Below are 24458 nucleotides of genomic sequence, written 5' to 3'. Positions count from 1 at the left end.
ACTGGGGAGGTACCATTTGATACATTTTCATTTTGCCAACGTGAGGAGGTCGCCCTGTTGAAAAAATTATTGAGTATAATGGTACTTTCAATAGCTGCAACCGTAGGAAGTTTAACTGGTTTTAGTCAAGTAGAAGCAGCGTCTGCTAAGGCAGTAGATGTGACAAATTCATACTGGGCAAATGCCTCGATTCAACATATGCTCACAAAACAATATATGACTACATACAACGACAACACTTTTAAGCCAGAGCAAGCTATTACAAGGGCAGAGGCTGCTGCTGCCATTGCTCGCTCTCTTCAAACAAACATTGACATTGAGAACCCTGTAAAATTCAAGGATGTTCCTACAACTCATCCATATTACAAGGAAATTTGCCAGCTTGTTAAACTGGGAGTTATTCAAAAAAGTGATGCCTTTCATCCAGAAGAGCCTTTAAAGCGTATGCAGGTGGCAAAAATGCTAGCACTAGCTTACCAAATTAAAGTAGATGGCAAAAATAATAGCCAGTTTGCGGATATTACGCGTACGCATTGGGCAAAAGACTATATTGAATCCTTAGCAGATATCGGCATTATTGGTGGAGTGGATGCTAAGCATTTTGCTCCTGACCAATTGGTAACACGTGCACAGTTTGCTGTTTTTGTTGAGCGAAGCATGATTTTTCAACAAAAAATTAAGGCATTGGAAGTAGCCTATGACTATCTAGCAAAGGATTATATCCCAACTGTAAACCTTTCTTCTGAGTGGTCTAAAAAGGTGATTGAATTAATAAATGTTGAAAGACAGAAGAATAAGCTAGAACCTGTTGCTTATGATTCGAAACTGACACAAATTGCAATTATCAAAGCACAGGACATGGTAAATCGCCATTATTTTGAACACGTTTCCCCATATTATGGGGCACCTTGGGATTTAGCGACATTATTTGATTACAACTATACAAGTTTTGGAGAGAATATTGCTAGAAATATTAAAACACCTGAAATTGCTGTTAAGGCATGGATGGCTTCACCTAGCCATCGAGATAATATTTTAAAAGAGCACTATACGAACACAGGTGTTGCAATAGCACAGGATAGCAAAGGAAATTACTATTGGGTCCAAATGTTCTCTAGTCAATAAGTTGTTGTGTAACAAAGAATCGCTAATATTACAGAAATGTTACGAAAGTTCCAAATTACGATAAAAAAATCCCCTTTTTAACGCTGGAAATACCACCAAACGTTGGTATTACAGCGTTTTTTTGCTGTCTAAAACCGTTACACAATTGAAAAATAACATTCGCCTCTTTTGTGATAGTCTATGTATAGGCAAAAAAGTTTTGAGAGGGGTATAACAAAAGTATGAATAAGAAATGGTTATTACCGATTTTTGCATCATTTATGTTATTTTCAACTACTAATATTAATACTGCTGAAGCAGCGTCTAAAGCAGATTTAACTGATACAGCTTCTAAATATTTAGGTGTTCCATATAAATACGGCGGTACAACAACAAGCGGTTTTGATTGCTCTGGCTTTACTTCTAAAGTATTTTCAGACTTAGGCATTCAATTAAACCGTACGTCAGGATCTCAATATCAACAAGGTACTGCAGTTGCCAAGAGTGATCTTCAAGTTGGCGATTTAGTATTTTTCAATACAAGTGGTAGTGGTATTTCACATGTGGGGATATACATAGGTGATGGTAAAATGATCCACTCTCAAACTGGTCAAGGTGTAAGCTACTCAAATGTTAATGACCCATATTATTGGGGCGATCGTTATGTAGGTGCTAAACGTGTAGCAACATTTGATGCTCAACAACAGGCTGAAGTAAAACAAGCAGCTATTGACTTTTCCGTATATGCTTCTCGTGCAGAGGTAGCAGTACAAATTGCAAAAGCTTTAAACTTAGATACATCTGATACTACTACTAGTTTCGTAGATGTAAAACCTACATATGCTCATGCAGGTGCTATTGCAGCTGTAGCAAAATTAGGTATCTTTGAAGGCGATGCAAATGGTAAATTCAACCCGTCTTCACCAATTACGCGTGCACAAATTGCTAAAGTATTAGTGCTAGCATTTGGTCTTGAAAATAATGGTGGAAGTGTAGCTTTTAGTGATGTGCCTCAAAAGAGCTGGGCTAATGAATATGTTTCTACTCTAGCTTCAAATGGCATTACAAATGGTGACGGAGACGGTAGCTTCGGTTCTGATGAATTACTAAAAATCGAACAATTAAAAGTATTTATTGAAAGAATTCAACAATAAGTTCATAAAGTTAACACTTTAATTGTGTCATAGATTGCAAGAAATGATCTTTTGAATAGCGTATAATGGAAGAAGGGTTTGCAATAGCAGACTCTTCTATTTTTATGATAATTTTGTAGGAAAGGATGTGAATTGGAAAATTAAATTTTAACAGTTCTATTGTATGATGCTTTATTTAGCTAATTTTGTTAAAATGGACACGTTAAGAGAACAAGAAGGGAGGAAATAAGACATTGAACATCAAAAAAATTAGTCTTATCTTGTGCGTCTTATTCATTTCGGCTTCTATGTTTACGATACATAGTGCAAGTGTCAGTGCAGCTAACAATTCAAATATAACATTTGAAGATGTTACTAAAAATCACCCAGCCTATGAAGAAATCAATTATTTAGTAAATTTGGGGGTAATTCAAGGTTACTATGTGAATGGTAAGAGAGTCTTTGGCCCAAATAATAGTGTTACAAGAGGACAAGCAGCTAAAATGGTTGTTGTTGCCTCTGGTAATAAACCATTAGTTGTAAATAAATCTAGCTTTTCAGATGTTACAGTCGGCACTGAAATGTCAGGTTATATAGAACGTGCTGTACAGCTAGGATTTTTCGACAAAAATATAAAAGGTCAATTCTTACCAAATAAGCCTCTAACTCGTGGAGAAATGAGTTATGTATTAACAAAGGCTTTTAATTTAAATACTAGTGAGTATGAGGGGATCGACTCACCTTTTACTGATGTAGGAATTACACATGAATATGTGAAATACATCAATACAATCTATTATAATGGCATTACCAACGGAACAGGTAATACGTATTTACCGAATAGCACTGTAACACGTTCTCAATTTTCATTATTCGTTGCACGTGCAAACAGTGAAAAATATCGATTAGAGCTTCCTGTAAAAGGTGTACAAGTTCCAGATACATCACAAGTCATTGGCTTAGTGAAGGTCACTACAGATGGGTTAAACATCCGTAAGACAAAAGATTCTACTTCAAGCACGAACATTGTAGGCAAAGTCAATACAGGCGGTAAATTATCAGTCTACGCTGTTGAAAGTAATTGGCTAAAGGTTACTTATAAAGGCGCATATGCCTACATCTATAAGCAATATGCAGAATTTGTAGATGCAGATGGTAATGCGTTAGGAACAGTCGAAAAAGAAGTAACGACAAAAAATGCTGTCAATTTATATGTGAAGCCTACATCTTCAGCAAAAGTAATTTCATCGATTAAAGCGAACGAAAAGCTTCCCGTTTACAAAACAACTGGTGGCTACTACTTAACACAAGTAAATGGTTTACCAGGTTATATTGTAGCGAATAGCACTACGGATATTGTGGAGGAAGAAAAGCCAAATCCTAATCCAAATCCAGATCCAACACCACCAGCTTCTGGTGATGTGCTAGGAAGAGTAACGGTTGCTAATTTAAATGTTCGCAGTCAAAGTAACTCTACATCAGCCGTGTTATTTAAGCTGAATAAAGGAGAGTATGTCCAAGTTAATAACATCAATGGTTACTGGGCAGAAATCACCTATAATGGCCAATCAGGCTATGTTCACAAGTCTTATTTGAAACTATTAAATCAAACAGCTAAACCTTTACAAAATCGTATTATCATCCTAGACCCAGGTCATGGTGGTAAAGATCCAGGTACAGTAAAGGGCTCTGCTTCTGAAAAGAACATTACATTAAAAGTCAGCACACAAGTGAAACAATTACTAGAGAATGCTGGTGCAAAAGTTTATATGACACGTACTGGTGATACGTATCCATCCTTACAAGATCGCGTAGACTTTACTCAAGCAAACTATGGTGAAATTTTTGTAAGTGTTCATGTCAACTCTGCTGCTAATACGTCAGCGTCTGGTACTGAAACATATTATGCAATATCTACAGGAGATATGTATCAGGAAGACATTGATTTAGCGACATATGTTAATAATCAAATTGTCAACAATTTAAATATGAAAAATCGTGGTGTCAAGCAAGAGCAATACTACGTAATTCGTAATATGGTGATCCCTTCTATTCTAGTAGAACTTGGTTTCTTAACGAATGCAGAGGATAACAGTAAAATGACAAATGATCAATACGTTAAATTATTTGCAGAATCTATTTATAATGGTATTTTGCAATATTATAAAAAACAATAATTGATTAAGAGACGATTCCAAAGATGTACTAGCCTTTGGGATCGTTTTTCTTATTCTCTATATACCCATATAAGAAAAATACAAACTAATTGATAAAATGGCCATAAAATTTTCTCTAATCATACAAATAAAAGCTAATTAGATTGCTTGCTAGCTAGTATGAAAGATAAGGAAAAGACACTTTTGCACATGGGTGATTGGAGAGGAGCCAACATCACTCCTGATTGAGCGTCACAGAGGAGAGCCTAGAGCGAACATAAGTAAGTGAAGTGCTCATCGGACGGCCCCTGGAAAGGTCGCTGGCGGAACGGAAATCAACCTCCTGCCTTATAAAAAGGCCTTTTTGTCAGTGACTTTATCTTTTTTCAACAACAGTAAATGGCTGTCTCATTTATTAAGAGACAGCCATTTACGTTATTTCACGGTATTGATGAATTTAATATAATCCTTACTTATATATCCAGGTTCAGTGTTTAGTTTATCTGAAACAATTTGATACCAACCATTTGAGCTTGTATCTGTAACGATGACAGGCATATTACTTTTACTAAATGTGAAAAGTGGACTTTGACTTGTTGATGCATCTGCACGAACATTTAGTCCAGCAGTTGTTGTGAGAGCGATTTTATAAGGATTATTTGCATCTTTAAAGCCTAAAGCTTTTTCTGCACGATAGTAATGTCCTGCAATTTTTGCCCCCCAGAATGGATCTGAAGCGTATTTTACGTTGAAGCCGATAGCCTTAGAACCAACAACTGCGCCATTTGTATAACGTCCACCTGGCGTAATATAATTTGGCTGAAGGAATTTTTCAACTAGCTCATTAATATTGGCTTCCACACTATCAAACTTCTTGTTTAGTGGATTTGTATCATAGACATATAAGCCAAATAGATTGTTTAGATTTTGAGCGTGATCACTCATACCATAGGCACTCTCATGCTGTGCTAAGGATAAAATAAGCATAGCATTGATATGAGAATTGGCTTCCACTTCTTTTAATACAGAGCCTAAACCAAGTAGTTTACTTTTAGTTGTGGCATTTTTATAAATCGAAGCACCTGAGCTTTCAACTTCTGCTAATTTTCCCACAATATATTGATCTAGCTCATCTGCTGTATATTGAGTTGCTGCACGAGCTGGTAAGAACTGATAGTAGTTATAGGCTTCTCCCTTTGAAGAACCATCAGCATTGGTAAAGTTGATGCCATCCCAGCTAAAGTATTTCTCACCCTGCTTCATAAAGCTAGGTGCCTTGCCATACACGTAACTAGCAGAATATTTATTAGTTTTATAATCATATAAAGTATGTTTTATTTCACCGTACTCATTTGTGTAATAAGAACGGCCTTTCACTAAAGCAGAAGGAATTAAGGTAACGTCAGCCTGCTTTAAATAGCCAGTATGACCAGCTAAGCGTACTTTTACTTGTGTGGCATCACTACCTAGATACTCCATTTCTGTATTACCCGCAACTGCGATTTGATCCTTAATCGTTTCAGAATTTAGAGCAACATAATTATTCGTTACAACATAACCGGAAGTCATTTTAATAATTTTATCATTTTGAGTAATCACTAAGGAACTAGTCGTCATCGCCTTTTCAGCTGCTTCAAAGCTAGTAAAGGTTTGTTTGTCTACCAAGTTACCATTGGAAACTTCTTTGACGATATATGCGGTAGTATTACCGTTATTACCAGTATTATTGTTGTTCCCATTATTAGTATTACCGTTATTTTCGGAGTTACCATTGTTTTCATTTTTACCAGCGTCAAGCTGATCAGCAAGAAGTATTAATCGTAGAATAAATGTCGATGCCTCACCAATTGTGGCATTGTCTCTTGGTAAAAACATGCCATTGGAGCTTCCTTTAATAAGTCCTAATTGTGCACCGATTGCAACATCCTCACGGAAATCTTTAAAAATAGTTGTATTGTCTTTGAAGGTAATAGAAGAAGTACCTTTTGGTATTTTTAAATAATCAACTGCTCTGATTAGCATCACTGCCATATGCTCTCTTGAAATACGGTCATCTGGCTTAAATGAGCCATCCGTATAACCAGTAATAATTCCAGCAGTTGCGGCAAGCTTAATTTCATTTGCAAATAAATATGTGTCTGACACATCTGTAAACGTTATCTCGTTCTTCGTGTCCAAATTTAATGCTTTTGCTATGTATGTGGCGAATTCACCGCGTGTAACCGTAGCATTTGGACGATAGCTTCCATTTGCATCCTTTAGTAATGCATCTTTCTGAATTAAATAGCGTAGACCACTTTCATGCATATGTCCTGATAGCTCGTCTGCATAGACAGATTGAGGCTGCCAAATGACTAGACTAACAAGCATCATGAGCAACATAAAAATTGATAGTTTTTTCATAGTTTTACCCTCCTAAACTGATATCATTTTAACAAAGTTATACAATCAAGATAAGGGTCAAATGTTAGAAATGCCATAAAATATACCAGCGTTTTATAGGCAATAAGTATGCTTTTATAATTTGGTGTGAAAGTTAGTTTTAAATAGGGGAAGGAAAGTGAACCGAAATTCACATGAGTTTCTTCTATTATATATGTCATTTGTGTTACCCCAAAAAAATAATGCCGTACATTGCTTACTAAGAAACAATGTACGGCATTTTATTGAAGTAATTATTAAAGCATTTCTGAAGTTGTTTTTGCTTGCATATGCAGCTGTAGGTAGTCTGGGCCACCTGCTTTTGAATCTGTACCTGACATGTTGAAGCCACCAAATGGTTGGTAACCTACGATTGCACCTGTACAGCCACGGTTGAAGTAAAGGTTTCCTACATGGAATTCTTCACGTGCTTTTTCTAGGTTCATACGATTTGTTGTGATAACAGCGCCTGTTAAACCGTATTCTGTATCGTTTGCAATTTCAATCGCATGGTCGAAATCTTTTGCTTTTGCAATGGCTACCACTGGTCCGAAGATTTCTTCCTTCATAATACGAGCAGAAGGATCTACGTCCGCGAATACAGTTGGTTGTACGAAGTAGCCGACTGAATCGTCTGCTGTACCACCAGCTACTAAACGACCTTCGCCTTTACCGATTTCGATGTACTCTGTAATTTTATTGAATGCTGCTTGGTCAATTACTGTTGCCATGAAGTTGCTGTAATCAGTTGGGTCACCCACTGTTAAAGCGTTTGTTAACTCTTCTACGCGATTTACCACTTGCTCATATACATCTTCTACGATGACAGCACGAGAACATGCTGAACATTTTTGACCTGAGAAACCAAATGCTGATTTTACGATGGATTGTGCAGCTAATTCTAAATCTGCTTCTTTATCCACTACGATTGTATCTTTACCGCCCATTTCAGCGATGACACGTTTAATCCAAATTTGGCCTTCGTTTAATACAGATGCACGTTGGTTGATACGTAAGCCGACATCACGTGAACCTGTGAAGCTGATGAAGCGTGTTTTTGGATGATCCACTAAGTAGTCACCTACTTCAGCGCCAGAACCTGGTACGAAGTTCACCGCACCTGCTGGAAGACCAGCTTCTTCTAATACTTCGATAAATTTATATGCTACAACTGGCGTTGTTGAAGCTGGTTTTAATAACACTGTGTTCCCTGTTACTAAAGCAGCTACTGTTGTACCAGCCATGATTGCAAATGGGAAGTTCCAAGGAGAAATGACAATACCGATTCCTAATGGAATGTAGTCATAACGATTGTATTCACCTGGACGGCTTTCGACTGGCTGACCGTTTTTAATGCGTAGCATTTGGCGACCATAGTATTCCATGAAGTCGATTGCTTCCGCTGTATCTGCATCAGCCTCTGCCCATGGTTTCCCGGCTTCTTTTGTTAATAAAGCTGAGAATTCATGTTTACGACGACGAACGATTGCTGCCGCTTTGAAAAGAACGTCCGCACGAATGGCTGGATCAACTTTTTTCCATGTTTTGAATGTTTCATCTGCCGCTTGCATCGCTTTTTCAGCTAAATCTTTGCTTGCTTTCGAAACGCGACCAATGACTTCTGTTTTCTTTGCAGGATTGTACGAAACGATTTTATCTTCTGTTGTAATGCGCTCGCCACCAATAATTAGTGGGTAGTCTTGACCTAAGTAACCTTCAACTTTATTTAAAGCCTCTACATAAGCATTGTAGTTTGCCTCTTGTGAAAAATCTGTGAATGGTTCGTGTTTGTATGGAATCATGTCAGTTTCCTCCCAGGTATAAGTAGTGCCAAATGATTATGCACCTTTTAAGATTGTGTTAATTATATAATGCAATATAATTTGGCATTAATCAACTCAAATTTTAAAACTTTTTTAATTTTTGCATCTGCTTTTCATATTGGTGTTAGAATAAGCTTAATGGACTACAGGAGGACAAAATGGATAACAATGTACTACTAAGTATTTATAAATACGTCATTGAAAAAGGCGATATGGGAATTTGCGTTGTAGACACAGAGGGCAAATTGCTTATATACAATAAAAAAATGAGAGAATTAGAAGGGGTTAATGAGGATGAATTTGAGGAGAGGCGAGCCTTAGAGATTATTGATTTTGAAATTGAAAAAAGCGATATTTATAAGGTCCTCAGCTCTGAAACGCCAGTGCACAATATAAAAAAAACGTATTGGAATAAAAAAAATCAAGAAGTGACCTACATAAGCAATATTTATCCGTTGCACTATGAAGGCTCTTTAATAGGCGCTGTGGAATTTGCCCGAGATATTACACAGCTTGAATACATGATGTATCAGCCATTGAGAAGGTATGGCGCTCCATTGACATTTGACATCATCACGGCTGTATCACCAGTCATGAAGGATGTCATTGAAAAAGCAAAAATTGTGGCACTAAGTAGAATGCCTGTTGTGTTAATAGGGGAATCAGGTACTGGGATTGATATGGTTGCAGAGGGAATACATCATGATCTAAAGGTACAAAATGATATGTTTATTGCTTTAATTTGCCGTCGAGATGAGAAAACGGTATTAAAGCAATTTGAAAAATATATTGTGGAAAAGGAGAAAATAACCTTCTTTGCTGAGCGCATTGAATATTTATCTTTAGAAGCACAGGAAAAGATTGTTGAACTTTTTAATAATCATCCTAATCATCAGCATGTTTTAATTGCTAGTGTTGGCAAAGATCCAATTGATTTGATTCAAAAGCATGAGCTATCCAAAAAGCTTTACAGACTTTTTTCAGGTATTACGATTTATGTACCTCCTTTACGAGAAAGAAAAGAAGATATTATGCCCTTTATCGATGATTATTTCAAAAGACATCGTGATAGCTTTGGCTCATCTATTCACGGGCTTTCAGAAGAAGTACGAGATACCTTTTTAAAATATGATTGGCCAGGAAATTTAAAGGAATTAGAAGTCCTGCTGGATGAAATAACCTCGTTGATCACCAATGAAACGATAGTTGAATCACATATGCTGCCAGTGCATTTCAAATGGAAAATCCAAAGCTCTTGTGAGGAGACGGAAAAAGAGGTTTCTACGAGTGACTTGTTTGTCATTAAAAATCAACAGGATATTCGACCATTAGATGTCTATATGAAAGAGGTAGAGGAGTACTATATTTCGAAGGCATTGGACTTTCATCAAGGCAATATCTCCAAAACGGCTGCTGCGTTGGGGATTCGTCGACAAAGTTTACAGTATCGAGTTAAAAACTATAAGCTCAATAAAAAAAGCGAAAACATTGATTAACAATGTTTTCGCTTTTTTGGATAGTTTCCCGAAAGTGAAGGATAGAACGATCTAACTGAAGGATAAAAACACGAAACTGATGGATAGCTTCAAGCTTGTATAATTATTTTCCTTTTTTCGAAAGGCGACCAAGTGCAAATGCTGCTGCTCCTAAGCCAATTGCCATGTTCGTTTTTTTGTTAAACACTTGTTTTGTCACAAGTGCAACATTTTGTGGACGCTCAGCTAAACGACGCATAAAGTAACCGTACCAGTCATTACCGAATGGTAGGTATGTGCAGAAATTATAACCTTCACGAGCAAGGTCTAGCTGCATTTCTTTACGGAAACCATATAGCATTTGGAATTCGAATTTTTCATTTGGAATATTATGTTGTTTCACAAATTGTTTTACATGGTTGATCACATTATGATCGTGTGTCGCAATCGAAGTAAATTTACCATGTAGCAAATGATATTCAATTAGTTTTAAGTAATTATGGTCAATATCAGTTTTAGATTGATAAGCCACATTTTCAGGTTCTTTATAAGCACCTTTTACAATACGTAAGCGGAAGTTTTTATATTTCTCAATATTTTCCTCTGATTCGAAGAAGTAAGCTTGAATAACTGTCCCTACGTTATCATACTCTTTGTGTAATTCCTCTAATAATTCAAAAGAGCTATGTAAACGCTCGTAGTTTTCCATATCGAAATTTACGAAAATATTATATTGATGTGCAAGAGCTACGATTTCTTTTAAGTTTTCATAGCAAAATGCGTAATCAATATCTAAACCTAATTGTGAAGGTTTAAGAGAGATGTGTGCATCAAGCTGTTCATCATGAATAGCTTGTACAACAGCTAAAATGTTATTTTTGGCAGCAGTTGCCTCTGATTTTTCGTAGACGAACTCGCCTAGATTATCAACGGTACAAGAAATATTGGCCTTGTTTAATTCTTTAATCGATTGCACAACTTCTGGTAAACTTGTGCCAGCAACAACACTTTGGGCACCCATTTTCAAACCATATTTTTGTGCAGCGCTGTTTAATAATTTGTTCTCTGATAAGTAAATGAAAAAGTCACGTAATACCATTATATGCCTCCAAAAATGAAAATTTTAAATTCTTGGCGATTATAACACTTTTTTTGAAAAGTAAAATGGTTTGATTTTCAGAAAAAATTTTTTCAAAGCCAGTTAGTGAGATAAAACTATTGCAGTCATTGACTTTTTCATGATAAAAATTTAAATTAAAAAATTTTTTCAAAAAAAAAGGACTTTTCAAAATAAAAGATTTGCTTTATGTTAATTAGTATATGTCTAAATTTGCGAATATGTATAATATTGGACTTTTCGAGAGTGATTTACTTGAATGGCATGATAGTATTTCAGAATTATTTATATTTTAATATAATTTATTAGTGGGTATTCTTAGAAGTGATTCTTAGATATCCGCTTTTTCATTTTTCAATTTAAATATCATATTAATAGTAGTTTATAGTAAAAAAAAACAGGGTGTATTATAATAAAATGGTATATAATCAAGATTAAATTATGTACGTTTTGTGAATTTGTAGTTACTTTTGATTTAGAATAGTGTGTCTATATAAGCAATACAAAAGGGAATATGACTACTCTAAACTAAGATAAGGTGGAAAGTATGGCAAGAGGCAGAAAATTTAATTCAAATGGCGAACAAAGTAAACAACTATTACTTGAAAAAGCGATAGAGCTATTTTCTGATAAAGGTTATCATCACACTAAAATTAGTGACATTGTAAAGGCTGCCAATGTAACTCAGCCTACTTTTTATCTCTATTTTAAAAGCAAGGATGCCCTTTATAACGATTTGAATGCGCAATTTCAAAGCGGATTCTTGGCAGTAATGAATAGTAAGTCAACTGACATTATTGAATATGGATTACAGGGTTTTATCACGCTCTTAGAGCAAAAGTTATTGAACTTGTTCGTATACATAATTGAAAATCCTGAATTAACAAAAATTGGTTTTGTTGAATCAAAGCAAGCACATTTGGTGAAAAACCAAATGACACAGCAATTGATCCACCTTATTTATCTGCATGATTGTGACAAAGATCTACAATTGTATAGTGTGGATATAAAAATCATGATAGATAGTTTAGTAGGCTCAATAGAAAGACTCATCATTACGAATTTATTAGAAGAAAAAAGGTTACCTGCAGAACTTGCAAATGATATTGTACAATTATATTTTTGGAAAACCAAAGAAGTTATATAAAAAACTGCCATCGATACTTATTATCGATGACAGTTTTTTTAATTGCTTATTCTTATATGCTGATAGTAGCCTTTTTGATCTTTGCTCTTCGGGTGAATAAGTAGCATATATTCCTGATTTGGTGATAAAGCACTCTTAGGTGTAACAGTTAATGTACGACCTTCAATTTTAACTGCTACGGGTACTTCCTTAGCTCCTAAAGCAGCCAGTTGAATGTTGCTTTTAGCAATTTGAGAAGTAAGCCCAGCAGGAATTTTTACTGTGAATTTTTGTGTATCAGCAATATTTTTTACCGTGGAAAGTTGTTTATATTTAGGATATTTCTCCTTCAAAGCATCATAATGTGCCTGGAAAATAGGTGCTGTTGTGGTTTGAACATTTGGCTTAACGCCTACTTCATGAATAGTATGACCTGCAGGACCTGTAAATTTACCAACTGTAAGCTTTAAATAGCTACCATCCTGTAATGTGTAAAAGCCTTGCATAGCGCCTTTCCCATAGGTTGTTTCTCCGTATAAAATAGCAGCTTTCTGGTCTTTCAATGATGCGGAAAGCATTTCAGAAGCACTGGCACTATAGCGGTTTACAAGAATACGGGTATCTTTAGGAAACTTTGTATCTTGTTGAACTGCTGGGATGGTATAAGAGTTATGTGCTTCTTCTAATAAATACGCAACTTTAGCAGATTGGAATAATCCTGTTAGTTCTTCAGCTGTTGTCACATAACCTCCACCATTATTTTGTAAATCTAAGATGAACGATGTTGCACCACGTTTTTTTAAGTCTATCAGCGCATTTTTAACAAGCTGTGCTCCATCCTCTGAAAAGGAAGCCAACGAAATATAGCCCACATTTCCAAATAGCATGTCAGCTTGTACATTTGGTAATGTGAATTTTTTACGTGTAATAGTTTTGGTAGTTTTTGAACTGTCACTATTCTTTAATGTAACTTCCACCTTAGTCCCTTCATTACCGATTAAAAGGGAAGAGGCCTCTTGAGTAGAACGCCCGATAATGGATTCACCATTAACCCCAATGATGATATCTCCAGCCTGAACACCAGCCTCAAAAGCACCACTGCCTTCGATTACTTGTAAAATATGAATTCCATCTTCGTGTTCTTCAATCACCACACCTATACCTATAGTAGATAGGTTGATGCTATTCATATAATTTTCAAATTCTTGCTTAGTGAAGTAGGTTGAGTAAGGATCAAGCATACTCATGATTTCTGAGATGGATGTAGCCTTCTCTAAATTTCCATTAATTGTTCCAACGTAAGTATCTTTCACAATCTCCTTAATTTCCTTAATAAGCTGTTGATCATTTTCAGCAGCGTGAGTAGTTGTAAAAGGGAGAAGGAAGAAGCCTAGAACAAATACGAATGACCATATTAACTTTTTCATTGGACACCTCTTTTCTAGAACTCAAAATAGAATGTATCATTATTAGGTATTAAATGGATGGTTACATTATGCAATTGAGTATCTGATTTTTATTATACATGAAGCAATCGCTATAGTGGTGGACTTATATGAGGTAGAAAAAGAATCTACTTGTCGCTATGGGCAAGTAGATTCTTGTAAATTATTTTTTTATCAATTTATGAATAATAAAACCAATTGATGCGCCAACAATTGCTGGTAAAAGCCATCCTAAATTTTGCTCATACATTGGCAATGCTTTCAGGATAGTTTCATAAGGTGTAATTTCAACTTTCATTTGTTTTAAGCCATCATATAGACTGACAAGGAAAGTTGGAACGAGCGCTAAAATATAAACAATTTGTCCACCTTTAAAGAAATGATCAGCTAGTGACAAGACCATCAATACCATAGCTAAAGGATAAATGATTAATAGTACAGGTAGTGATGCACTAATTATTGTTGAAAGTCCCACATTTGTAATAGCTGTACTAAAAATAGTGAAGACAACTAAAAACGTTTTATATGAAATTTGAGGGAATAGCTTATGGAAAAATTGTGCATTAGCAGTCAATAAACCAACAGCTGTGGATATACAAGCTAGTAAAATAGTCGCAGACAAAATAATACTTCCAAGGCTTCCAAAGAGCACCTCAGCTGATTTTGCAATAATATTTCCGCCATTATCAGAAATACCGATTGCATTGATACTTGTATTACCAATATGCCCTAGAGAGATATAGACAAAGGATAAACCTATTGCAGCAACGACCCCCGCAAAAATCGTTGTTTTTACTTGTTTTCTTGTATCTTTCATACCCATATCACGCAAGGCTTGTAAAATGACGATACCAAAAACAAGAGCACTTAGAACGTCCATCGTTAAGTAACCTTGTACAAAGCCTTCAGCTAAAGGTGACACTTTATAGTTTCCTACGGCTTCTCCTGGTTCTCCCATAGGAGAGATAAAACTTTTAACAGCAAGCAATAAAATAACAAAAAGCAGGGCAGGTGTTAAAATTTTACCTACTCGATCAACGAGCTTCGAAGGGTTAATAGATAAATATAGAATTAACGTGAAAAACAAGATAGATGTGATAAAAAGTGGCGCCCAATGATCCCTCATCGCTTCAGAGAGAAATGGCGCAATGCCTATTTCATAGGACACAGATCCAGTACGTGGTACAGCAAAGAACGGTCCAATTGCTAAGTAGACAATGGAGGTGAAAATCACCCCAAAAGCAGGACTAACACGGTTAGCAAGCAGTTGTAAATCGCCTCCTGCTTTGGCAACAGCAACAATCGCTAATAGTGGAAGACCAACACCTGTTATAAGGAAACCAATCATGGCTACAGTGATGTTTTCACCTGCTTGTTGGCCTAATAATGGTGGGAAAATAATATTACCAGCACCCAAGAACAAGGCAAATAGTAGTAATCCTACTGCTAAATTTCCTTTGATGAAATGCAAGATGTTTTTCATAAGTATAATAACTCCTTTAAGATTGAAAAGCTAAAACTTTCTAAAAATTTTAAATACAGAAGTGTATGTTATCATAGGAACACTAATCTTGCAATGAAAATAGTATTTCAATATAGTCGGATTTCGTCGTATTCTATAAGTTTCCTATAATGTTTGAAAAATAGTCAGTTTTTCCGATTTTTCATGCGATAGTTATCTAGTATGATAGACACACAAGGGAATATTCTAGCACGAACGGAGGCACTTTGGTATGCAAAAGACAAAAAAATGGAGAATTCTTGTTCTAAGTACTTTAGCAACTTCATTTTTAGCATTACAAACAGCGGAAGCAGCAACATATACTGTACAAAAAGGAGATACTTTAACGAAAATCGCCCAAAATCATCAAGTCACGATTGGGGATATTATGAAGTGGAATAATCTATCGAAAGATACGATTTTTGTAGCTCAAAAGCTTGAGATTCAAAAACAATCAACGAATGAGGGAGTAAAGCCCACAACTCCATCAACTTCTGGAAAACCAGCATTTAGTTCTCATACAGTAGCAAAGGGTGACACCTTATCAAAAATTGCAAAGCTATATAATGTGACAATTAAGGATATAATGGATTGGAATAAGCTTGAAAAAGACATGATTTTTGTTGGACAAGTACTGAAGCTTTCTTCAGCTGCAGTGATACCCGATGGTGATACTATACATAATAATGTGACTTCAGGTACGGGCACTCCATCAAAAGTAATTGCGAAAGATCCTACAGCTAATGGACAAGCGATTTATAACAAAACCGTTGAAGTTGCCAATACATTGGTTGGAACACCCTATCTATACGGTGGAAATACACCTGTAGGGCTTGATTGCAGTGGCTTTATTTTTTATGCCTTTAATCAAGGTGGTTTAAAAATAGGAAGAGCAAGCAGTGAGGGCTATTTTTACGGTAATACTACCCATGTAGAAAATCCAGTACCCGGCGATTTAGTGTTCTTTGAGAATACGTATAAAGAAGGTATTTCTCATATGGGAATTTATCTCGGAGATAATAAATTCATTCATGCGGGTACAGATGGTGTAGAAGTTTCGGATGTTACGTACTCCTACTGGTCTTCTAAATTAGTAGCCTATAAACGTTTTGATAGTGTGAAATAAAAAGTAGCGATTTTTGCCTAGGCAAAAATCGCTTTTTGTTTTAACAAACCCCCCTTTCTACTAAAAGAGAAAGGGGGGTTAGGTTATTGTGTTACACGAGCTGTCCAACGAGAAAGGTCAGCGTTTTTAGCATCAACAAGCTCTGCTGGGAAAATAAATGTCCAAGGCTTTGTGGAGTTTGGTTGGACAGTTAAGATTGGATCCATCTTAAAGGAACCTTTGGCAATTTGTTTACCTGTAGCATCGACAATTTCTAATGGTAATTGTTCTAGATTGATTGCTTTATTATGTCCATTACGAATAAAGATAGATACGTTTAAATTACCATTGTCAGCTAGTTTGGCCTGTAAACCTGTGAAATTCACTTCTGTCTCACCTAGCTTTGGTAATGTTTTAACGATTTTCTCAAGTTCTTCTTTTTGTTCTGCTGGTAACTGTTTTTCCCATGACGGATCTAATTCTAATTGATGACCGCGAAGGGAAACAAGATTAAAGGCAATTTTCCAGCCATCTTCAGGAACTTCATCTACTTTAATTGTAGACTCTTCAAATTCAAATACCCATGGACGAGCACTTTCTGCTGGGATTGTACCAAGTGCTTTAAAATCGAATTTTTTAGATGCAACAAGCTCATCATTTTTATCCATAATGAAAAGCTCAATTTCACCTAGCTCAATAGCTTGAGGTAGAGAGGAACGGAAAAATGCACGAACTAACCATTTTCCACCTCGACCTTCTTCAATACTAATTGAAGAAAGCGATAATTGATTTGGTTTCAACGGCTCTAGCTCATTCGCTAAGAAGTTAAAAATGTATTTTTGCTCTTGTGGGACATCCCATTCAGGATGGAATGATAATTTTGTTTCCACATCGCGATTATCACCTGTATTTTTCGTTGTATTCCCTAGTAAATCTTTTGAGTCAATTGTGTTTTCCTGAACAACTTTATCTGATTTTTTAAAAAATGAAAATAAGCCCATTATTGTTCCTCCTGTTGTGCCTCAACTGTTTTCATGAAGCCTGTAATTTCTATAATAATAGAACGACGTAATTCTTGGAAATTTTTACCGAATAATTCTAGCCCTTCACGTTGGTAAATTCGCATTGGATCTTCTTGCTGATAATGACGTAGACCGATTCCTTCTTTTAAATGCGTCATGGCCTCTAAATGCTTAATCCAGCCGCTATCAATATGGCTAAGCATAATTTGAGGAAGTACTTCTATGACTCTTTCGTTTTCAGCGAATGTCTCCATGCGATCAAGCAGTTCTTGTTCAGAAGGTTGAATTTCAGCAAGAATTTGTTTTGTTTTTCCTATTTCTCGGTTGATTGAAACAGGTGTGATGAATAATGAGTTAAGCGCATTCTCCATTTGTTCGTAATCCCATTCAATTGGAGATACATCTTCTGGCGCGGCGTCATGAACAGCAAAATCAACCGTTTCACGTAGCATTTTCTTCAGTTCACCCATTAAATCTTCGCCAGCTAAAATTTTGTCGCGAAGTCCATAAAGAACGGTACGTTGGTCATTGATAACATCGTCTAATTTTAGGTTATATTCCCGCATGCCATATTGGGAACCTTCAACAATTCGTTGTGTTCGGTCAATAAGCTCTTGAACCTCTTTATTTTGAATAATACCCTGATCATCTACAATCATTTTTGCAGAGAATTTTTCTACTTCTTCTTTTGCGTAACGGCGGAACATATCATCTTCAATAGAGAGAATGAAGCGACTTTCGCCTACATCACCTTGACGGCCTGAACGCCCACGTAGCTGATTGTCTACACGACGGCTTTCATGCTTTTCTGTCCCAATTACATATAAACCACCAAGCTCGTGTACATCCTCACCTAACATGATATCCGTACCACGACCAGCCATGTTTGTCGCTACTGTAATACGACCTTTTTGACCTGCCTGTGAAATAAGTTCAACTTCTTGTTCAACTGTTTTTGCATTAAGTAATTGGAATGTTAATTTTTCCTTTTTCAGATAGTCAGCTACAGTTTCAGACTGTAAAATTGATGTTGTCCCAATTAAAATTGGCTGGCCTTTTTCATGACGTTTTTTAACCTCTGCTGTAACATACTTATATTTTGCTTCCTGTGTGTTAAAAATAAGATCAGGCTGATCAATACGCTGACGCGGACGGTTTGTTGGGATTTGCACAACTTCCATGCCGTACACTTCGCGAATTTCTTTTTCCTGTGTTTTCGCTGTACCCGTCATCCCGGAAAGCTTTGGATACATACGGAAATAGTTTTGAATTGTGACCTGGGCCATTGATTTATTTTCATCTGTAATCGTTACGCCTTCTTTAGCTTCAATCGCTTGATGTAAGCCATCAGAAAGTGAACGACCTTCTAAAATACGACCTGTAAACATATCAACAAGCTCGATTTTGTCTTCTTTGACAATGTAATCAACATCGCGCTTAAACATAACATGTGCACGTACTGCTTGGATTACGTAATGGAAGAGTGTTTGGTGTTCTAAGTCATATAAATTATCGATATTGAAGGCAGCCTCTACCTTTTCAATACCTTTATCCGTTAGAGAAGTAGCCTTTGTTTCATCGTCAAAGTCATAATCTTCATCTTTCTTGAATCGTTTCGCTAACATAGCAGCAATTCGGTGTAATTCTTCGTTGGAAGGCATTTTACCTGCGATAATTAAAGGTGTTTTCGCTTCGTCGATTAATACACTATCCACTTCATCAATAATGGCGAAGTGATAAGGACGTTGCACTTTATCTGCAAGGCTATAAGCCATATTATCGCGTAAATAATCGAAACCAAACTCAGTACCAACACCATATGTAATATCGGCATTATAAGCTTCTTTTTTCGCATCAGCTTCCATCATCGGTACATTTAAACCAACAGTTAAGCCAAGGAAACGATGAATTTGACCGACTAGCTCATAGTCACGCTTTGCTAGGTAATCATTAACTGTGATGACATGAACACCTTTACCTTCTAATGCACGTACATAAGAGGGAAGGGAGGCAACTAGAGTTTTACCTTCACCTGTTGGCATTTCAGCAATATTACCTTCTGTTAATACTAGACCACCGATAAGCTGCACATCAAAATGACGCATTCCTAATACACGCTTTGAGGCTTCGCGTACAACAGCAAATGCGTCTGGGATGATTGATGTAATAGGCTCACCTTGTTCTAATTGATTTTTGAAAATAAAAGTCATTTCTCTTAATTCAGCATCTGACTTATCAACATACTTTTCTTCAAGATTATTAATTTGATCTACTATTTTGTAGTAGCGTTTTAATTGACGAGCACTTGTTTGCTCTTTGTTACTTTTGAAAATTGAGAACATGAAATATACGCTCCTTTAATGTTGTCTACATGCTAGACACACCATTATTCTATCAAATTTTACTTATGGTGACTACAATTGACTGTATAGGAATCTATTAATGCTAAAATGTACAAAATATTTGTGAAATCGTGGAAAATGTTTAGAAAAAGTATATTTCAATGCTTGTTCATGCTATAATCAATTTGGATTTCAATGTAGATTATATATTTGAGGAGGAGAGACATGCTTTACGTGTCTTTAATAGCAGCGTTCGTTGCATCCATTTTGTTAACTCCATTAGTGAAACGTTTAGCGTTTAGAATAGGTGCAGTTGATGCACCAAACTATCGAAAAGTACATGCTCGAATTATGCCAAGACTTGGCGGTTTAGCCATTTTCCTTGCCTTTATTATTGGCGTGACGATTTTATACTCATTCTTAGTTCATACAAAACATGGTAGTAATGAGGCTTTATTAGCTATCATTTTTGGTGCTTGTATAATCGTCATCACGGGTGTTATTGATGATATGCGTGAGATTTCTGCGAAAGCAAAAATGCTTGGTCAGCTAGTTGCTGCACTGATTGTTGTTTTTGTAGGCGGTATTGAAATCGAAATGGTTAATCTACCGTTCTTAGGTACATTAGACTTTGGGTTACTGAGTATTCCATTAACAATTATTTGGATCATCGGTATTACGAATGCCATTAATTTAATTGACGGTCTAGATGGTCTAGCTGCAGGTGTTTCTACGATTGCACTGATTACAATAGCTGTCATGGCGTTTATTTTGAGCAATGTGTTTGTTTTAGCGTTAGCGGCCATTTTAGCTGTAGCTTCACTTGGTTTCTTATTTTATAATTTCCACCCAGCAAAAATCTTTATGGGTGATACAGGGGCATTGTTCCTAGGATTTATGATCTCTGTGTTAGCGTTACTTGGTTTTAAAAATATTACATTCGTAGCTTTAATCATCCCAATTATTATCCTTGGTGTTCCGATTTCTGATACATTCTTTGCCATTGTTCGTCGTGTTCGCATGAAGAAGAAATGGTCTGACCCAGATAAATCACATTTACACCATCGATTACTCGATATGGGCTTTACACATCGACAAACAGTCCTAATTATTTACGGAATTGCAGTAATGTTTGGATTAGCGGCTATCATTTTCTCTATGGCAAAGGTTTGGGGAGCTATATTACTTGTAGCGGTCATCCTAACAGCTATTGAAATCTTTGTAGAGGTCATCGGACTGGCTGGTAAAAACTATAAACCATTATTAAATTTTGTACGGATATTTAGTAAATAAAATATAAGCAATCATACAATTTGTATGATTGCTTTTTTGTTGTTAAATAGGGTTACTATTAAAGTTAGACACTGAGAAACTCTTTTAAACCGATTATATATAGGGAATAGAAGGTAAACTTAAATAAGCTTGTTTATCGATTACTAGGAGGGGTAAATGAAAAGGGTAGTCAATCAATAGAGAAGCCATATAAAAAGACCATAGACAAGTTGTTTGTCTATGGTCTGAAAGCTCTTATTCAGTAACTGAATTGTCATCGCTACTAGCAGCACTATCTGTTCCTGTATTGCCACTTGTTAGACTTGATGATTGTTCATTTAGGCCAAGATGGTTTTTGAAAATCTCCTTTGTTTCTTCAACAGAATCTTGATTTAACTGGTAATAATAAATACCAGTAGATGTATCATCCGTGCCATCTAATGTTAAGGAATCGATACGTGGTGCGCCTTTTGATAAATAAGATAAGAAGGACTTCATTTCAGTGAATGTCATATCTGTTTTCATATTATCACCAAGAGCTTTAATGACATCATCATATTTCGTAACGGACTTAACAGAAGCGACTTTTTTAATAATCGCAGATAGAATTTCCTGTTGACGTTTACCACGCTCAATATCATTATCTTGTTTACGTGTTCTTGCGAGTGCAAGTGCCTCACTACCATTTAAATGTTGTAAGCCTGGCTGTAAGTTAATTGTAAACTTATCAAATTCATCTAATTCATGTAAAGCATAAGGTACTTCAGCTTCAATACCACCTAAAGCATCGACTACATCAATAAAGGCATTGAAATTCATACGTACATAGTAATTGATTGGAATATCAAATAGTTCCTCTACTGTTTCAATAGTAGTAAGTGTTCCACCCATAGCATGTGCATGAGTAATTTTATCTTTATAACCTACTTTAGGAATATAAACGTAAGAATCACGAGGAATGCTTAGCATTTTAATTGTATGAGTTTTGTTATTTAATGTAGCTAAAACGAGTGCATCGGAGCGTGAATGATCCGAACCTTGCCCTCGATTGTCACTATCATCAACACCTACAAATAAAATAGAGACATTGTCTTGTACAGGCTCTACTTTCTCTACACGTTTCGTTGAAACCTCTCGACCTTCTAACTCCTCATATGCTGAGTCTGCAGCATGCTCTACCTGTTTTGTAAGGTAAACAGCATAAGCCGTTACACAAATCACCAAGCTTGCAACAAGGAGTAGTGTAACTTTTATAATTAAGGAAGCTTTAGAAGACCTCTTTTTATTTGGACTAACAGATCTTTTTTTCATAATAGATATATTCTCCTCTAATTATTGGGAATAATAATGCGATAAAGCTAAATTTTATTCAATTTTAACTAAGTAATTGTGTGGACAATAAAATAGCTTAACAAAAAAATTATACTATGCATATTTAGTTTCGACAATTAAAACTATTTAATTGACAATAAATTCTACAAATTGAGCATCTTCGAAAGTGATGGAAGCTTGTCCATTAGTCATTTCTGTTATCCAACTTCGGAACTGTTCCTCATCCTCTTTTAGCACAGAAACAATGATTTCAACACCCTCCAAATAACGTATTTCCTCTAAAGAATATGATGAACTTCTTATTTCATTTTCGACTTTTCCTAGCCATGTATAATCAATAGCTACTTTCATGAAATGATGCAATTTACGTTCAACTATCTGTGCAGCAATTAATCCCTCTGTAGTTGCTTTTCCATAAGCACGAATAAGACCACCACCACCGAGCTTAATGCCTCCAAAATAGCGGGTCACAACAACGACCGTATCTTTTAACCCTTGTTTTTTTAAGACCTCTAACATAGGGACGCCTGCAGTACCACTAGGTTCCCCATCATCATTTGCCTTTTGAATATGATCATGCTCTCCAATAATATAAGCGGAGCAGTTATGTGTTGCATTATGATGCAATTTTTTTATACCATCTATAAAAGAAATTGCATCCTCTTCCGTTTCTGCACGTTCTATATAAGTGAGAAAGCGAGATTTGGAAATGACAATTTCGCTTTCACCATATCCTTTTACTGTTAAATAGTTTTCTCTCATTCGTATCAATCTCCTTTTAACTAGAGTTCTATTCTATAATTTTCATGAAGAAAAAGCATTAAATTTTAGCATGGTAATGCTATAATAGGTGTAGACTATGGAATATGTGATTTTAGTCTATTAAATTAGTAAGTAATCATAAGACATTAGACTGGGGAGTATACTATGTTTTCAAATGATACCTTCGATTTAAAGTCGCTTGATGACATTTTTAATCGAATGTTAGATACAATCATGAGCTCAAAGGATGATATCTTTATTATAAGTGAACAAAGCCGCAGAAGCTTTGAAGATATGCAAAAAGAGCTGGAAATTGTTCGAAAACAAATATCAATCGTAATTGATGATGGCGATGCATTGGAAAAAAGTACGCAGCTTGCTAAGCAACGACTTGTGCTAGTGAGTAAAGCTTTTGATAATTATACCGAAGAACAAGTTAGAGAAGCATATGAAACTGCACATGATTTTCAAGTAAAGCTCTCCGTTATTAGAACACAAGAAAAACAGCTACGGGATAAAAGAGATGATCTAGAGAGAAGATTAAGAGGATTACTCGATACGATTGAACGTGCTGATCATATTGTTAATCAGGTAAATGTCGTTTTGAATTACTTAACTTCAGATTTAAGAAATGTTGGTTTAGCCCTTGAACAAGCAAAAATGAAACAGGATTTTGGGATACGCATTATTGCAGCTCAAGAGGAAGAGCGTAAGCGTTTATCAAGAGAGATTCACGATGGACCTGCTCAAATGCTTGCAAATGTCCTTATGCGCACTGATTTAATAGATAGAACGTATCGTGAAAAAGGTATTGAAAAGGCTTTGGCTGAAATTGCCGATTTAAAGAAAACGGTACGTAATGCTTTATCTGAGGTGCGACGTATTATTTATGATCTACGACCAATGGCACTTGATGATTTGGGAATTATTCCGACATTAAAGAAGTATTTATCGACAGTGACTGAATATAATCCAGGTGTTGAAATTCATTTCCAATCGAGAAGTACAGAAAAACGTATACCTTCAAATTATGAAGTATCCATTTTCCGATTAGTACAAGAATGTGTAACCAACGCCATGAAGCATGGAAAGTGTAAAGACATTTGGGTAAAGCTTGAATGGTTAAAAGATGCCGTCAACATTGTTGTAAAAGATGATGGTATAGGCTTTGACCCACAAGTAGTAAAAGATCATTCCTTTGGGATTTTAGGAATGAAAGAACGTATTGAAATTTTAAATGGTACAATCACCATTACGAGTGAAATCAATCGAGGGACAACGGTGTTATTTAAAATACCGTTAGAAGTAGAATGATGTAACTG

General features: G+C 35.9%; 17 protein-coding genes. 8 read left to right on the top strand and 9 right to left on the bottom strand.

The window, feature by feature from the left end:
* Positions 1–57: 57 nt before the first annotated feature.
* The 3 genes from AAJG31_RS10445 to AAJG31_RS10435 all read left to right on the top strand — a co-directional run bounded on the left by AAJG31_RS10445 (position 58) and on the right by AAJG31_RS10435 (position 4414).
* Positions 58–1125, top strand: coding sequence for an S-layer homology domain-containing protein (locus tag AAJG31_RS10445; RefSeq protein ID WP_279493923.1), 1068 nt, complete (start codon positions 58–60; stop codon positions 1123–1125).
* Between the two features lie 221 nt (positions 1126–1346).
* A complete protein-coding gene (locus AAJG31_RS10440; RefSeq protein WP_009371892.1) occupies positions 1347–2258 on the top strand; it encodes a C40 family peptidase in 912 nt (303 codons plus the stop codon).
* 233 nt (positions 2259–2491) lie between these two features.
* Positions 2492–4414, top strand: a complete 1923-nt coding sequence (locus AAJG31_RS10435) for an N-acetylmuramoyl-L-alanine amidase (RefSeq protein ID WP_279493928.1) — start codon at positions 2492–2494, stop codon at positions 4412–4414.
* 414 nt (positions 4415–4828) lie between these two features.
* Here the strand turns inward: AAJG31_RS10435 and AAJG31_RS10430 are convergent, their stop codons facing one another.
* The gene (locus AAJG31_RS10430; RefSeq protein ID WP_279493930.1) at positions 4829–6796 is read right to left on the bottom strand and encodes an S-layer homology domain-containing protein; all 1968 of its coding nucleotides are present in this window, start codon (positions 6794–6796) and stop codon (positions 4829–4831) included.
* Between the two features lie 275 nt (positions 6797–7071).
* On the bottom strand, positions 7072–8616 hold the full coding sequence (gene pruA, locus AAJG31_RS10425) for an L-glutamate gamma-semialdehyde dehydrogenase (protein ID WP_066036915.1): 1545 nt from the start codon (positions 8614–8616) through the stop codon (positions 7072–7074).
* A 179-nt stretch (positions 8617–8795) separates the two neighbouring features.
* Between pruA and AAJG31_RS10420 the strand changes: the two genes are divergently transcribed.
* Complete coding sequence (locus AAJG31_RS10420) at positions 8796–10133, top strand: helix-turn-helix domain-containing protein (RefSeq protein WP_048395890.1); 1338 nt, start codon at positions 8796–8798, stop codon at positions 10131–10133.
* A 103-nt stretch (positions 10134–10236) separates the two neighbouring features.
* Here AAJG31_RS10420 and AAJG31_RS10415 read toward each other — a convergent pair whose 3' ends face one another.
* Positions 10237–11211: a proline dehydrogenase family protein gene (locus AAJG31_RS10415; RefSeq protein ID WP_036074906.1), complete on the bottom strand. Its 975-nt coding sequence runs from the start codon at positions 11209–11211 to the stop codon at positions 10237–10239.
* Between the two features lie 565 nt (positions 11212–11776).
* On the opposite strand from AAJG31_RS10415, the gene AAJG31_RS10410 reads away from it, so the two are divergent.
* Positions 11777–12376 (top strand): helix-turn-helix domain containing protein, encoded by a 600-nt coding sequence (locus tag AAJG31_RS10410; RefSeq protein ID WP_279493936.1) that lies wholly within the window; start codon positions 11777–11779, stop codon positions 12374–12376.
* A 38-nt stretch (positions 12377–12414) separates the two neighbouring features.
* Here the strand turns inward: AAJG31_RS10410 and AAJG31_RS10405 are convergent, their stop codons facing one another.
* Together AAJG31_RS10405 and brnQ are read right to left on the bottom strand one after the other, a co-directional pair.
* The gene (locus AAJG31_RS10405) at positions 12415–13782 is read right to left on the bottom strand and encodes a S41 family peptidase (protein ID WP_054549745.1); all 1368 of its coding nucleotides are present in this window, start codon (positions 13780–13782) and stop codon (positions 12415–12417) included.
* A gap of 181 nt (positions 13783–13963) precedes the next feature.
* Positions 13964–15283, bottom strand: coding sequence for a branched-chain amino acid transport system II carrier protein (brnQ, locus tag AAJG31_RS10400; RefSeq protein WP_048392094.1), 1320 nt, complete (start codon positions 15281–15283; stop codon positions 13964–13966).
* A gap of 250 nt (positions 15284–15533) precedes the next feature.
* On the opposite strand from brnQ, the gene AAJG31_RS10395 reads away from it, so the two are divergent.
* The gene (locus AAJG31_RS10395; RefSeq protein WP_269897334.1) at positions 15534–16427 is read left to right on the top strand and encodes a C40 family peptidase; all 894 of its coding nucleotides are present in this window, start codon (positions 15534–15536) and stop codon (positions 16425–16427) included.
* 83 nt (positions 16428–16510) lie between these two features.
* On the opposite strand, the gene AAJG31_RS10390 is transcribed toward AAJG31_RS10395, so the two are convergent.
* Entirely contained in the window at positions 16511–17407 is an 897-nt protein-coding gene (locus AAJG31_RS10390; RefSeq protein WP_269897333.1) for an accessory Sec system S-layer assembly protein, read from the bottom strand.
* The gene (secA2, locus tag AAJG31_RS10385; RefSeq protein WP_269897332.1) at positions 17407–19770 is read right to left on the bottom strand and encodes an accessory Sec system translocase SecA2; all 2364 of its coding nucleotides are present in this window, start codon (positions 19768–19770) and stop codon (positions 17407–17409) included. Before secA2 ends, AAJG31_RS10390 begins: the two co-directional genes overlap by 1 nt.
* Positions 19771–19995: 225 nt before the next feature.
* Here secA2 and AAJG31_RS10380 point away from each other — a divergent pair, with 225 nt between their 5' ends.
* Positions 19996–21063: an MraY family glycosyltransferase gene (locus AAJG31_RS10380; RefSeq protein WP_269897331.1), complete on the top strand. Its 1068-nt coding sequence runs from the start codon at positions 19996–19998 to the stop codon at positions 21061–21063.
* Between the two features lie 234 nt (positions 21064–21297).
* Here AAJG31_RS10380 and AAJG31_RS10375 read toward each other — a convergent pair whose 3' ends face one another.
* Entirely contained in the window at positions 21298–22353 is a 1056-nt protein-coding gene (locus tag AAJG31_RS10375; protein WP_279493942.1) for an LCP family protein, read from the bottom strand.
* Positions 22354–22500: 147 nt separating this feature from the next.
* Positions 22501–23136, bottom strand: a complete 636-nt coding sequence (locus tag AAJG31_RS10370; protein WP_131520838.1) for a YigZ family protein — start codon at positions 23134–23136, stop codon at positions 22501–22503.
* 165 nt (positions 23137–23301) lie between these two features.
* Between AAJG31_RS10370 and AAJG31_RS10365 the strand changes: the two genes are divergently transcribed.
* Complete coding sequence (locus AAJG31_RS10365) at positions 23302–24450, top strand: sensor histidine kinase (protein WP_048392088.1); 1149 nt, start codon at positions 23302–23304, stop codon at positions 24448–24450.
* The last annotated feature ends 8 nt before the right edge of the window (positions 24451–24458 follow it).

This window comes from Lysinibacillus sp. BS3, assembly GCF_039614735.1.
In the GTDB taxonomy this organism is placed as follows: Bacteria; Bacillota; Bacilli; order Bacillales_A; family Planococcaceae; genus Lysinibacillus; species Lysinibacillus capsici.
This window is presented reverse-complemented; position numbering and strand designations above follow the sequence as displayed.